Below are 11795 nucleotides of genomic sequence, written 5' to 3'. Positions count from 1 at the left end.
GCTTCAAGCTCAAGTACGCCGACCCACCGAAGGGCTGGACACGTCAGCCGACACGCCGCACCCAGCCAAAGACCATCACCCTTCTGCCTCGATTGGTTTAGAACTCAAGCAACGGCATTGGGGGCACCCTTCGTCCCATAGCGGTCCGCGGCGGCCTGTACGCGCAGGCGGCACCGCGTTTGGACAGCTCACGATCGTCTCGACACGGCCCAGCCCGGCGGCCTTCGCCGCTCGACCACCTGGCGGACCGTCTCCTCCCAGCTCGCGCTCCTGCGGGAGGCCGACGCCCCCTCACCTCCCCACGCGGGAAAGGACTTCGCGGACACAATGCCCCTGAGGATTCTCAGTGCCGCACCGGGTCGATCCGCCCGCGGCCACGAGCTGACACGGCGGACGGCCACTCCCTTACCCCTGCCACCGCCCCGCCCCACCGCACCCTCGGCCGGCCGTCCGGTCGACCCGCGGCTGTCCATGGCCCTGTGCCACGGCCCGAACGATCAGGTGGCGCAACCGAGGGCGGAGGGCGAGGAACCGCCGGCACCCGGCAGGGCCTGAGCAAGGACGCGGCCCGGCCGCGTCCGCCGCCTCCGGCCTGGACGACCTGCGGCTCCTGCTGCCCGAGGACCTGCCGACCGAGAGCACGGCCAAGGTGCCTCGGTAAAGCGGGTGGACAGGGAACGACATCTCGCAACGGGCGCCCGCCCGTCATGTCCCGGTGTAGCGCCCCGGCCGATGGTTGAAGGCGAGGACGATGTTCAGGAGGACGGCGCCGGCGGCGGAAAGTGCCACCTTGAGCGGTGAGACGATCGCGAGAGATGCGACCACGACCGTGACGTCGAGGATCATTTGGACGTATCCGGCGCGCAGTCCGAAGCGTTCCTGAACGATCAGAACGAGGATGTTGAAGCCGCCGAGGCTGGATCGGTGGCGGATGAGGATCAGCAGTCCCATTCCGGCAAGCAGGTTGCCGACGAGGGTGGCGTAGACCGGGTCCACATGGATATGGGTGATCTCAGCAGGATGGAGAGAGGCCATCACGGACACCAAGCTGACCGAGAGCGCCGTACGGATCGTGAAGTCCCACCCCTTCTTCGAGACAGCGAGCGCGAAGAAGGGCACGTTGACGGCGAGGAAGATCACCCCGAAGGGCAGATGGATGGCGTAGCTGAGGAGCAGCGCGAGGCCGGCGGTGCCGCCTGTCACCGTCTCGCTGGTTCTCAGCAGGAAGAGCCCGAGGGAGACGAGGAAGGTTCCGGTGAGGATCCCCAGCAGATCCTCGATCACGCTGTGCTTGGTCGGGGTGACGGTCGGGGTCGAGGGATTGCCGCTCTCCTGGCCCGCCGTCCGGCGAGGCGTGGGCGCCGGGGACACGGCTGAATCGGTCATGACGCCGATGGTCGGAGCCGGAGGACGGATTCACAAGCTCCAGCCCCGGAGCTGGGATGAATGCACACCCGATCCGCAGAATCGGGGCACAATGACAAGCATGAAGACGATCGACCCACTCGATGCCCGAATCCTCCTCGCTCTCGACGATGATCCTGGCGCCACGATCCTGCAGCTGGCGAAAGTCCTCGAAGTGTCCCGCAACACCGTGCACGCACGCCTTCAGCGGATGGAGCGAGCCAATCTGCTCCTCGGCTTCAGCCAGCGCGTCTCCCCGGCGTCCCTGGGCTACAGCCTCGTCGCGTTCCTGTCGCTCGCGATCAGCCAGAGCGAGGGGGCGAACGCGATGAGCGAGCTTCAGAACATCCCGGAAGTGGTGGAGGTCCACGCAACCACCGGTGAGGCGGACCTGCTCGCCAAAGTGGTGGCGCGAGACACCGAGCATCTGTACCGCATCGCCAACACGATCCTTGCCATCGAGGGCGTGGTCCGCTCGAACACGGCCATGTCACTCTCGCAGGCCATGCCGAACCGGACCCGTGGCCTGCTCGAGGTGGTCGCACACTCCGGCTCCTGAACACGGCGCGACATGAGCATGCCCCACGTGAGGTCGGCATGAGGTCGACGTGTTCCGGCGCACCAGCCCACAGGCTTGCATCCTCTACCCAGGTACTGGTTTACCGTCGTAAGCGTCCCGCCCGGGGACTGACGACGGGAGGAGAGATCATGACCGATCTGGACTGGGTGCCGCAGTCGTGCACCTTGCCGACCGAGGAGCGGCCGCTGCGCATTGCGGCATGGGACGGGCTGCTGACGGACCGGCTACGGAGGGTGTCCCGGCCCGAGCCGCTGCGCCTGCGCCTCGACCTGGGGAGCGACACCGGCATCGAGGGAAGGGTGCGCGATCTGGTGGGGCGGGAAAGCGGCTGCTGCGCCTTCTTCGACTTGACCGTCGGGGTCGACTCGGGGGCGGTGCTGCTGGACGTCGCGGTGGAGCAGGTGCACGCGCCGGTCCTGGACGCGCTGGCCGCACGGGCGGGACGTATCGCGGACACCTCGGAGACTTCGTGACCGGGGAGCTGCGCAGTGGTCAGGTTGCCGAGCAGGCCGGCGTGAACATCCAGACTCTGCGCTATTACGAGCGGCGTGGGCTGCTGCCCGAGCCGGACCGCAGCCCGGGTGGTCACCGCCTGTACGGGGATCAGGCGGTCACCACGCTGCGGGTCATCAAGGCCGCGCAGCGACTGGGGTTCACCCTCGACGAGGTGGCCGAGCTGCTCGAAGCCGGCCGCCACCGCCACGGCCGCCCGGTCGCCGGCCTGCAGGAGCGGGCGGCGGCCAAGCTCGCCGAAGTCGACGGGAAGATCGCCGACCTGACGACCATCCGCACCGCACTCGCGGAGGCACTCGAGGCCGGGTGCGACGACCTGACCGTCTGCGCCGGGAGCGCCTGCTGTCCCATCCCGTTCACCCACCTCGCCGAGGAGAGCCGCAATGCCGGACCCTGCCGCTGAACCACGTCCGATGCGCGGCCCGAGGACACTGGCCGGCATGGCCGGACTGGCGTGTGTGGCGTGCTGCCTGCTGCCCGTGCTGATCGCGGCCGGTGTCGTGGGCACCGGCGCCTCGGTGGTCGTCGGCTGGCTGCCCGCCCTGGCCATCGCGCTGGCCGCGGCGGCCGCTGGGGTGTGGTGGTTCGGGAAGCGCCGCCCCTCGTGCTCGTGCCGCGCTTCAGTCGCAGGTGACAGCGGCTGCGGTTGCGGCAAGGCCGAAGGCCCCCTCAAGATCGGAGGCCCGGCCGGTGGTCAGGGTCTCGGGACATGACCACCGCTCGTCCCGGTTGCCCGGTTGCCCGGTAGTCCTGGCCGGCTGTGCGAGATCCGCCGGCCATGGACGGTCACAGCACCCCGTAGGTGAGTTACCGCTGTGCCGACTCGAGGCGATTGCGTACGAGTTCGGCTCGCGGATGCGCGAGTTCCTCGAGGACGATCAGTGCTTGGCGCCAGCGGTCCAGCGCCTCATCGCGGTGTCCCCTCGCCAACAGCGCGGCAGCCAGGTCGTCCAGAGTGATGCCGGCGCCGATCCGGTTGTCCACCTCGTTGTGTATGGCCAGGGCGCGTTGGTAGCAGTCGGTTGCCTGTTCCCATCGCGCCTGTGCGGCGTGGGCGAGGCCGAGTTCGTGCAGCACTGTGCCTTCCACCACTCGGTTTCCGATGGCTCCGTGCAGTTCCCCGGCCCGTACGTACAGCTCGACCGCCGCGTCCCATTCGCCTCGGCCGGCGTGAGCACGTGCCATGTTCATGAGCGCATGGGCTTCGCCCCACTGGTTTCCTTGGGAGCGATGCAATTCAAGGGCACGCTGGAATGCGGCGAGGGCCTCGTCCCACTCCCGGAGCCCGCCGAGGGCGATCCCCAGGTTGTTCCAGGCGATGCCCGTGCTCATCGGGTCACCGATGCTCGTCGTGGCTTCCACCGCCCTCCGGCAGTGTTCTTCAGCCTCTCGGTACATCCCGATGTGACTGCCGGCGAAGCCGAGGTTGCTGCGGATCCAGGCCTCCGCGACGAGACTTGTGCGCTGGGCCGACGGTAAGGCGTCCTTGTGGGTTGCGTAGAGGTCGGCCCACATCTTACGAAGGTAGAAGTACTCACCCATGACCGCGGGCAACTGCCAGGCGGCCTCGTGCAGTTCCTCCCTCGCACACTGGCGCACCACCGACAGCACGTTCTCCCGCTCCGTGTCACCCCAGGCGAACGCGGCCCGGTGGTCGGCCATGGGCGGCGCCGCCGGGACGTGAGGGAGGTCGCGATCGTGAATCGGGACGCGTCGGCGGCTTGGGGCAAAGACCCGGTCGGAGGCGTCGCCCGCCTTGAGGTACCAGGCCGACAACCGTTCGACAGCTTGGATCCGTTGTTCTTGCGGGAGGTCCATGGCGCGCTCTCGTGCATACAGCCGGAGCAGGTCGTGGAAGCGGTAACGGCCGCCTGGTCGCTGTTCGATGAGGTTGACCCGCACGAGCATGTGAACGAGGTGGCGTGCGGCCGCCGACGGAATGTCGGCGAGTGCGGCGACGACAGGCAGGGGCAGATCTGGTCCCTCGTGGAGTCCCAGAAGCCGGAACAGCCGGGCGGCCGGCGGACTGAGGTAGCGCAGTGACCAGGAGAAGACCGAACGGATGTCATGTGCCTCGTCGGTGCCCACGCCGAGCGTGTCCAGCCGAGTTGACTCGTCGGCGATCTCTTCAGCTGCTTCGGCCACTGAGATGGCGGGCCGGACGGCGATGCCCTCGCCCACGATCCGCAGCGCCAGCGGGAGTCGGGCACACAGCCGTGCCACAAGGCTGACCGCGTCCGGCTCGTCCTGTGCACGGACGACGCCGATGAGTGAGGCGATCAGCTCGAACGACTCCGTCTCGCTCAGCACATCGAGCGGCATGGCCCGGGCGCCGATGCCGGTCAGCGGAGCTCGGCTGGTCACCACGGTGCGGCAGTGGCGCGAACCAGGCAGCAGCGGGCGGATCTGTTCGGGTCCTGCCGCGTTGTCGAGCACCAGCAGCATGCGACGATCGGCAGTCTCGGTACGAAAGCGGGCCTCAAGTTCATCCAGCGTCGACGGCAGTTCGGCATCGGGAACCCGCAGGTCTCTGAGGAAACGGCTCAGCACCGTCTCCGGCGCCAGCACCTCGTGGTCGCCGTCCCAGCCGCGGAGGTCCACGTACAACTGCCCATCGGGGAACCGTTCCGCCACCCGGTGAGCCCATTGGATGGCCAGGGCCGTCTTGCCCACGCCAGGCGGCCCGGTGATGGAGACGAGGGGAACCTCCTCCTGCGCGGAAGAGCCGGCAAGGAGCCGGTCCAGCTCCTCCACATGTGACAGGCGCCCGGCCAGATGGGAAGTCGTTGCGGGAGGCAGGAGCCGAGGCGGGGAATGTTCCGTGCCCACGTCCGAGGAGGGAGCATTGGCCAGCGCCCGCCATGCACTGCACCAGCGATCGACCTCGGTCTGGAGGGTTTCCGTCGGCAACTGTGTGTGCGCCAGGCACGCGCGCACGAAGCAGTCCACGAACAACTCGTAGTCCTCATAGGACCTGGGCATGCCTTGCCCTCGTTCCCGTTGGGAAACCGTACCTTTGCTCAGCTTCCCCAAACAGCGGTGCCCTATGCTCTGCTTGCCCAGGGCACCGATCGACACCTTTGCCCAGATACGCAGTTGCCGAAGTAACGCGCCGAACTCTGCGATGGAGCGTGCAGCCTCTGGGTCCGGTGGGCCGACTGACGGGCAAGGTGTCTGTTTGTTCATGCTTCCTCGTCCGCAGCCGGATCCAGCATGCCGGAATTAACCGTAAAAGCCACAGTTTTTGGGCGTTCGTAACCATCCTGAACTGTCAAACCATTGGAAGACCCCTGCCCGAAGCGGAGCGTACTGCTTATTCCCGTCGATGCGGGCCGAACAGAGCGGAGGGTCGGATGTCCACCATCTCGTTAGCCATACTGGGTTGTCTCATGCTGCTGATCCCCGGAGCGCGCCTCGCTGACCTCATCGTCAAAGCGATCACTGAGATGGTCCTGGGCGCAGTTGTGGTTGCGCTGATCATGGCACTGATCCTGCACGGAACGGGGTCCACCGGCCATGGGCCGGCGTCCCCCGACCCAGTGCCTTCCTACAGCCTCACTCAGCCGGATTCGGACTGACCGCCACTGACTGCCACGAACCGCCGCCCAATGCACCGGAGACAGGCCATGACCTAGCGACTTCACCCATCCGGGTGGGGTCGCGGTGGCCCCAGCCGACACGATGCGTGGAGCCGGGCTGTGAGGCGGCCCGGAACAGGGGTGGTTCTGCGCACCTTCCCGGGCCAGGATGACTTGCATGAACGAAGCACAGCATGCGGTGGAACAGCTGGGGGCATGGCCTGATCTCCGCCGTGCTGTTCCCGCGTGCGGATGCGGAGTTGCCTTGCGTGCCGCCGATGCTGAGATCGTGCACATCCATGGGGAGCACGATGCCGATCTTCACCTGACGGGAGCTGTCATCCGGCGGCTGCATCCGGAGCTGAGCCGGTCCACCGCGATCCGGCTGCATCCGGGGTCGGCGTGGGTGACCGTTCATCTGGACTCAGGCCCTGGCTGGATGCCTCAGGAGAGAACGCTCAGTCCCTGCGGCCTGGATGACCGGGTGAGACAGTCCGGGCCGTGGACCGTGACACGGACTGCGGCCCGCGCGCCGGGCGCAAGATCCCATGTGGCTGCACACAGGTAGACATCCCCCAGACATTCCACCTCGAACACGGCCGGAGGGCCGCTCGCCGCGGAGATCTCCGGAGCGATGTCGAATTCGGTTCCCTTCCCGTACGCGTGTGTACCAGGGGGCAGATTGAAAGACATCGCCCACCGCCCCACCGCCACCTCCGAGCGGTTGGTCACCGTCAAACGGAACACGGCCCGCCGCCGCTCCGGCTCTCCCACGCGCACGCAGTCGATCTGACAGCGCTGCGAGATCTGCGGCCCCGTGACCTCGGCAGTTTCGCTCACGGCAGCAGTCCTCCTGCAGTCCTCCTGGGCTCGGTCCGCCTCAGGCTGCCACACCCGGCAGACCCCGACCACGCGGCTTTGAGCCGAACAGACGGCGGGCTGCACCAGACGGAAACGGAAGCGGAATCGTGCGGTGCAAGGGCGCCGTACCCCACCGGCGGAAGACGTCCGGCCTCAACCGTGCGGCGTAGGACGTCTCCTGCCTACCGCGAGAGTTGACCCCATACTCCAACTCACGTTTGACGACCCCATGTGACCGCGCTCGTAGGTTCCCCGTGTCGAAACTCTGCGATGGGAGAAAGCATGAAACGCGGAACGGTCTTACCGGGGACGCTCGCCGCCGTGTTCCTGGGCACCTTGGCCTCAATGGCGCCCGCCTCGGCCGCAGCGGAGGGCGTGCCGGCGCAGCGCACCGCACCCGTCTCGATCGAGAAGTTCGAAGGCTCCAAGCCGGCCGACGGCGCGTCAGCAAACGCCGCGTGTGCCATCGACGTCTACGGGCACCGCGGTTACCGGGTCTGCGGCTTCGACTACTTCAGGTACAACTGGGGCGGCGGAAACTACGAGTACTTCGTCGTCGGCACCAACTACCGGATCTACCACATCTGGAGGGGCGCCGGCGGCTGGAAGAGCCTCGGTGGCGTGGCCCGCAGTGCCGCACCGAACGGCGCGTACGCCACCGACCCGACGGGCGTGGCGACCATCGGCACGGACAACAGGTGCTGGTGGCGACCGCGCGGGAACGGGAGCTGGCCGGGTACCTGGCGACTCTGCTGAGCCCGGATCACAGGCGCCCTGCTGTGCCCGGCCTGGCCAAGGGGGACGCCGCTGCCGGGCAGGCGTCCAGGGACCGGTTCGACCGAGCCGGTCCCTGGACCGTCTTCTCGACAGGAACGGGCCGTGCGGGCGTCAACCCGGCGCGTTGGAAGTCCGTGAATCTGCCGGCACGGTCAACCCCGCGGTAGCGGCCGTACCGCGTTGGTTTGACGTGCCGTACTCCCTCCCGGAGCTACGCTGCGATGATGCCGATCCGCCCCCTGGCCGTCGACGCGCTGCTCGCGGCCGCGCCGACCACCATCGCCGTACTGATGGCGCAGGAGGCGACCGCACAGGGGTGGCCCCCGCTCGATGCGCCGGGCTACGTCCTGGTGGGAGCGGTCAACTTTCCGCTGGTCGCCCGCAGCCGGGCGCCGGTCACCGTGGCCCTGACGTCCCTGCTGATCTGGTTCGGCTACATCACGGCCGGCTACTGGCCCGTGGTGAACTCCTTCGGCCCGATGCTCGCGATCTACACGGTCGCGTCGCTGCGCCCGGCGCGGGTCTCGGCAGGCTGCGCGGTGCTCATGGCCGCGGTGTGGATCTACGCGGGGGCGCTTGCCCCGAAGGCCTCCATGGTGTCGGTGGTGGGGCAGGCCGTGGGCTTCGCCGCGGTTCTGTGGTGGTTCGGAACCCTGGCACTGAGGTCCGCCGAACTCACCCGCCGGCTGCGGCGGGAGAAGGCCGAGCGGGCCCGGCGCGCGGTCGCCGAGGAGCGCAGCCGGATCGCGCGCGAACTGCACGACGTGGTCGCGCACCATATGTCGGTGATCTCCGTGCAGGCCGGCCTCGGGACGTTCGTCTTCGAGTCCGACCCGCCCACGGCGCGGACCGCCCTGGACACCATCACCGGCACCAGCGCGGAAGCCCTTGAGGAGCTGCGGCGCATGCTCCAAGTACTGCGTGCGGAGGAGACGGACGGCGCGCCGCCCGACCCGATGCCGGGCCTCGCCCGCCTGGGCGACCTGGTGGAACGGGTCCGGGCGGGCGGCGTACCGGTCGAGCTGCGCATCGAGGGAACGGCGCGGCCGCTCGCGCCCGGTGTCGAACTGTGTGCGTACCGGGTCGTGCAGGAGGCCCTGACCAACGTGATCAAGCACGCTCGTCAGGCCCGGGTCATGGTCGTGCTGCACTACGGAGCCCACGAGGTCGCGGTTTCGGTCGTCAACGACGGACAGGGGGTGATTCAGGACAGGCTGCCCGCCGGGCCGGGACTGGGCTTGATTGGCATGCGTGAACGGGCCAAGCTCTACGGCGGGACGATCCGTGTCGGCCCACGCAGCGAGGGCGGTTTCGCCGTACGGCTGACCCTGCCGACCTCGCCGCAGGCCGGGCGGCTCGGAGACGACGCGCAGGGGGACGGCAAACGGGGATGACCAAGGTGCTTGTCGTCGACGACCAGTTCCTCATCCGTGCCGGACTGGTGGGCGTGCTGAACGCTGCACCCGGGATCGAGGTCGTCGGCGAGGCGAGCGACGGCGAGGAAGCCGTGGCACTGGCCGCCCGCACACGCCCCGACGTGGTGCTGATGGACATCCGGATGCCCGGCATGAACGGCATCGAGGCCACCAAGAAGATCCTCGCCCAGGCGCCCGACCCCGCGCCACGGGTGCTGGTACTGACCACCTTCGACCTCGACGAGTACGTGTACGGCGGACTCCGCGCCGGGGCCTCGGGCTTCCTGCTGAAGGACTCGGGGCCGGAACGGCTGCTCGCCGCGGTGGCCGCGGTCAGCGGCGGTGACGCGCTGTTCGCGCCGAGCGTGACGCGCCGGCTCGTCGACGCCTTCGCCCGGCAGACCGAGACGTACGTCAGCGGTGGCCAACTCCCGCCCGACCTCGCCCCGTTGACGTCGCGGGAGGTGGAGGTGCTGAAGCTGATCGGACGCGGTCTCAGCAACCTGGAGATCGCCGACCACCTCTTCATCAGCGAGGCGACCGTCAAAACCCACCTCAACCGCACCATGAGCAAACTGCACCTGGACAGCAGGGCTCAGGCCGTGGTGATCGCGTACGAGACGGGGCTGGTCACGCCGGGCGGCTGAGATCGTCGCGGTGGGCGACAGCAGTTCCGCCCGGTTCGAAGCCTCGCCGATGACCCCACCGCTCTCCGTCCGCAGCGCCCAGTCAGGCGACCCAGCCGTTGGTCATGCCGAGGACCGCGGAGCCGTCCAGGTCGGAGATCTTGGTGCCCGCAAAGCCGCGGGCCCAGTCGGAGGTCTGCAGGCGGAAGGCGGGCTCGTCAGCGGTCAGCGCCGCTATCACCGACTCGGCGGCGCCCTCGGCGCTCTGCGCGCCGTCGAAGAACTGCGCGACCGTGCGCTTGAGGTAGGCGTTCAGCTGGGGCGCGTACACCCCGGCATCGGCAACGGCCTCGTCCAGGTCGACGCCGACGTTGGCGACGAACTCGGTGGCCACGGCGCCGGGCTCGATCACGCAGACGGAGACGCCGTGCGCCGCGGCCACGGGGGCCAGGCTCTCCATGTATCCCTCGACGGCGAACTTGGCAGCGCAGTAGGCCTCGTTGAAGGGCTGCCCGATGACGCCGCCGACGCTGGTGACGGTGATCAGACGGCCGCCGGAGGCGCGCAGGTGGGGCATGGCCGCCTTCGAGACGTTGAGCACGCCGAAGAAGTTGACCTCCATGACCTTGCGGACATCGGCCAGGGACTCGTTCTCCAGGGTGCCGAGGTGTCCGGCGCCCGCGTTGTTGACGACGGCGTCCAGGTGACCGTAGTCGGCGAGCACGCCGTCGACGGCCGCCGTGATCGAGGCCGCGTCGGTGACGTCGAGTCGGCGGATGTCGAGCTCCACGCCCGCCTCGGCGGCGGCCTTGCGCAGGGCGTCGGAGCGGCTGGGATCACGGAGCGTGGCGACCGTGGTCCAGCCGGCGCGTGCCGCGGAGACGGCGGCGGCGAGGCCGATACCGGAGGAGGTGCCGGTGATGAGGACGACCTTGGAGGACTGGGACGGCTGGGACGGCTGGGCGGACATGGTGGAGGCCTTTCGTGACGCGGAAGGGGCATTTGCGTGCGTGTACACACACCATAATGCATTTACGTGCGTGTACACGCAACCCGCTAAGCTGAAGCCATGCCGAAGAAGAAGCTCACCCAGGCCGAGATGCCGGTGGCCGACCACGCCTTCTACGGGCTGGTCTGGGCCGGAACCGTCCTGACCGACCGCGTGGACCGCGCCCTGGGCAAGGCGCACGACCTGCCGGTCTCCTGGTTCGAGGTCCTGCTCTGGCTGGCCTCAAGCCCCGATCCCGTTCCGGCCTCGGTCCTGGGCAACAGCACGATGCTCAGCCGCAGCCAGGTCTCGCGCGTCGTCGACGCCCTCCAAAGCCGCGGGCTGGTCACCCGCACCCCCTCCCCCCACGACGCCCGCTCCGTCGAGGTTTCCCTCACCCCCGAGGGCCACCGGCTCTTCGAGCAGGCCGACGCCACCCGCCGCGAGTGCCTCGCCCCCGTCTTCACCGACGTCCTCGACGGGGACGATCTGCAGGCGCTCAGTACCGTGTGGCAGAAGCTCAAAGCCCACAAGGACGCCTAGGGGGTGTCGTTTGGATCATGCCGGCGTCTGCAAGGCGCCGCTCCTCAACAGCCAGCCTGATCCAAACGACACCCCCTAGAATCCGGCGCCCGACTCCCGCCCGCGCCGCGGCCGGCGACTATGTGGCAACCCCCCGAAACGGCGGCCGGCCCGCGCGTCACCCCGCCCTTCAGTCGCCCTCCTCGACGAGGAAGATGTCATCGGCGAGCAGACCGTGTGCCTCGTTGTGCACGGCGGTGGCGGCCTCCGCCGAGGGTGCGTCGATGAGGCAGAAGACCTTTCCCTGCGTCTCGTTGACCCAGTACCGCAGGTAGCGGACCCCGAACCTGCCCTGCGTCTGCAGATCCGCCCTGTGCGCCATTGCTGCGTCTTCCGCGGTGACGCCCCCACTGATCGTGTGGACGTCCAGGTACAGCGCCATGGTCGTTCCCTTCGTGTGACGGGCACCCCGAGCGGTGCCACACTTGATACTCGTGACGGCCCGCAAGAAGAGCCATGACCACACGACCG

The 11795-nt window shown here is 68.5% G+C and carries 14 protein-coding genes; 10 read left to right on the top strand and 4 right to left on the bottom strand.

Features of this window, described 5'->3' with window-relative positions:
* Positions 1–705: 705 nt before the first annotated feature.
* Positions 706–1386 (bottom strand): YitT family protein, encoded by a 681-nt coding sequence (locus F7R91_RS37980; protein WP_150957877.1) that lies wholly within the window; start codon positions 1384–1386, stop codon positions 706–708.
* 100 nt (positions 1387–1486) lie between these two features.
* Here F7R91_RS37980 and F7R91_RS37975 point away from each other — a divergent pair, with 100 nt between their 5' ends.
* From F7R91_RS37975 to F7R91_RS37960, 4 genes are all read left to right on the top strand, one after another.
* Positions 1487–1963, top strand: coding sequence for an Lrp/AsnC family transcriptional regulator (locus F7R91_RS37975; RefSeq protein ID WP_150957876.1), 477 nt, complete (start codon positions 1487–1489; stop codon positions 1961–1963).
* A 149-nt stretch (positions 1964–2112) separates the two neighbouring features.
* On the top strand, positions 2113–2457 hold the full coding sequence (locus F7R91_RS37970; protein WP_150957875.1) for a hypothetical protein: 345 nt from the start codon (positions 2113–2115) through the stop codon (positions 2455–2457).
* Positions 2454–2900 carry a MerR family transcriptional regulator gene (locus F7R91_RS37965; protein ID WP_150957873.1) on the top strand — a complete coding sequence of 149 codons (447 nt, stop codon included), beginning with the start codon at positions 2454–2456 and terminating at the stop codon, positions 2898–2900. Before F7R91_RS37970 ends, F7R91_RS37965 begins: the two co-directional genes overlap by 4 nt.
* 37 nt (positions 2901–2937) lie before the next feature.
* Positions 2938–3210, top strand: a complete 273-nt coding sequence (locus F7R91_RS37960; protein ID WP_150957871.1) for a hypothetical protein — start codon at positions 2938–2940, stop codon at positions 3208–3210.
* A gap of 94 nt (positions 3211–3304) precedes the next feature.
* Here the strand turns inward: F7R91_RS37960 and F7R91_RS37955 are convergent, their stop codons facing one another.
* Positions 3305–5683: an ATP-binding protein gene (locus tag F7R91_RS37955; RefSeq protein WP_150957869.1), complete on the bottom strand. Its 2379-nt coding sequence runs from the start codon at positions 5681–5683 to the stop codon at positions 3305–3307.
* A 167-nt stretch (positions 5684–5850) separates the two neighbouring features.
* On the opposite strand from F7R91_RS37955, the gene F7R91_RS37950 reads away from it, so the two are divergent.
* The 5 genes from F7R91_RS37950 to F7R91_RS37935 all read left to right on the top strand — a co-directional run bounded on the left by F7R91_RS37950 (position 5851) and on the right by F7R91_RS37935 (position 9775).
* Complete coding sequence (locus tag F7R91_RS37950) at positions 5851–6075, top strand: hypothetical protein (RefSeq protein ID WP_150957867.1); 225 nt, start codon at positions 5851–5853, stop codon at positions 6073–6075.
* A 169-nt stretch (positions 6076–6244) separates the two neighbouring features.
* Complete coding sequence (locus F7R91_RS44450; RefSeq protein ID WP_408056097.1) at positions 6245–6643, top strand: luciferase domain-containing protein; 399 nt, start codon at positions 6245–6247, stop codon at positions 6641–6643.
* A gap of 575 nt (positions 6644–7218) precedes the next feature.
* Positions 7219–7692: a hypothetical protein gene (locus F7R91_RS37945; RefSeq protein ID WP_150957865.1), complete on the top strand. Its 474-nt coding sequence runs from the start codon at positions 7219–7221 to the stop codon at positions 7690–7692.
* A gap of 245 nt (positions 7693–7937) precedes the next feature.
* Complete coding sequence (locus tag F7R91_RS37940) at positions 7938–9107, top strand: sensor histidine kinase (RefSeq protein WP_150957863.1); 1170 nt, start codon at positions 7938–7940, stop codon at positions 9105–9107.
* Complete coding sequence (locus tag F7R91_RS37935) at positions 9104–9775, top strand: response regulator (RefSeq protein WP_150957861.1); 672 nt, start codon at positions 9104–9106, stop codon at positions 9773–9775. The genes F7R91_RS37940 and F7R91_RS37935 overlap by 4 nt, the downstream gene beginning before the upstream one ends.
* 82 nt (positions 9776–9857) lie before the next feature.
* Here the strand turns inward: F7R91_RS37935 and F7R91_RS37930 are convergent, their stop codons facing one another.
* Complete coding sequence (locus tag F7R91_RS37930) at positions 9858–10724, bottom strand: SDR family oxidoreductase (protein WP_150957859.1); 867 nt, start codon at positions 10722–10724, stop codon at positions 9858–9860.
* Positions 10725–10823: 99 nt separating this feature from the next.
* Between F7R91_RS37930 and F7R91_RS37925 the strand changes: the two genes are divergently transcribed.
* Positions 10824–11285, top strand: coding sequence for a MarR family winged helix-turn-helix transcriptional regulator (locus F7R91_RS37925; protein ID WP_150957857.1), 462 nt, complete (start codon positions 10824–10826; stop codon positions 11283–11285).
* Positions 11286–11454: 169 nt separating this feature from the next.
* On the opposite strand, the gene F7R91_RS37920 is transcribed toward F7R91_RS37925, so the two are convergent.
* Positions 11455–11706, bottom strand: coding sequence for a DUF4242 domain-containing protein (locus F7R91_RS37920; protein WP_150957855.1), 252 nt, complete (start codon positions 11704–11706; stop codon positions 11455–11457).
* Positions 11707–11795: the final 89 nt, after the last annotated feature.

Origin of the sequence: Streptomyces luteolifulvus, from assembly GCF_008806595.1 — a bacterium.
Classification (GTDB): domain Bacteria; phylum Actinomycetota; class Actinomycetes; order Streptomycetales; family Streptomycetaceae; genus Streptomyces; species Streptomyces luteolifulvus.
Note: the sequence above shows the minus strand (reverse complement) of the source record. Positions and strands in the feature narration are given on the sequence as shown.

Excerpts from the sequence above, each read along its gene's own strand:
- F7R91_RS37980 (WP_150957877.1), bottom strand. The coding sequence starts at position 1,386 with ATGACCGATTCAGCCGTGTCCCCGGCGCCCACGCCTCGCCGGACGGCG.
- F7R91_RS37975 (WP_150957876.1), top strand. The coding sequence starts at position 1,487 with ATGAAGACGATCGACCCACTCGATGCCCGAATCCTCCTCGCTCTCGAC.
- F7R91_RS37970 (WP_150957875.1), top strand. The coding sequence starts at position 2,113 with ATGACCGATCTGGACTGGGTGCCGCAGTCGTGCACCTTGCCGACCGAG.
- F7R91_RS37960 (WP_150957871.1), top strand. The coding sequence starts at position 2,938 with ATGGCCGGACTGGCGTGTGTGGCGTGCTGCCTGCTGCCCGTGCTGATC.
- F7R91_RS37955 (WP_150957869.1), bottom strand. The coding sequence starts at position 5,683 with ATGAACAAACAGACACCTTGCCCGTCAGTCGGCCCACCGGACCCAGAG.
- F7R91_RS37950 (WP_150957867.1), top strand. The coding sequence starts at position 5,851 with ATGTCCACCATCTCGTTAGCCATACTGGGTTGTCTCATGCTGCTGATC.
- F7R91_RS44450 (WP_408056097.1), top strand. The coding sequence starts at position 6,245 with ATGACTTGCATGAACGAAGCACAGCATGCGGTGGAACAGCTGGGGGCA.
- F7R91_RS37945 (WP_150957865.1), top strand. The coding sequence starts at position 7,219 with ATGAAACGCGGAACGGTCTTACCGGGGACGCTCGCCGCCGTGTTCCTG.
- F7R91_RS37940 (WP_150957863.1), top strand. The coding sequence starts at position 7,938 with ATGCCGATCCGCCCCCTGGCCGTCGACGCGCTGCTCGCGGCCGCGCCG.
- F7R91_RS37935 (WP_150957861.1), top strand. The coding sequence starts at position 9,104 with ATGACCAAGGTGCTTGTCGTCGACGACCAGTTCCTCATCCGTGCCGGA.
- F7R91_RS37930 (WP_150957859.1), bottom strand. The coding sequence starts at position 10,724 with ATGTCCGCCCAGCCGTCCCAGCCGTCCCAGTCCTCCAAGGTCGTCCTC.
- F7R91_RS37925 (WP_150957857.1), top strand. The coding sequence starts at position 10,824 with ATGCCGAAGAAGAAGCTCACCCAGGCCGAGATGCCGGTGGCCGACCAC.
- F7R91_RS37920 (WP_150957855.1), bottom strand. The coding sequence starts at position 11,706 with ATGGCGCTGTACCTGGACGTCCACACGATCAGTGGGGGCGTCACCGCG.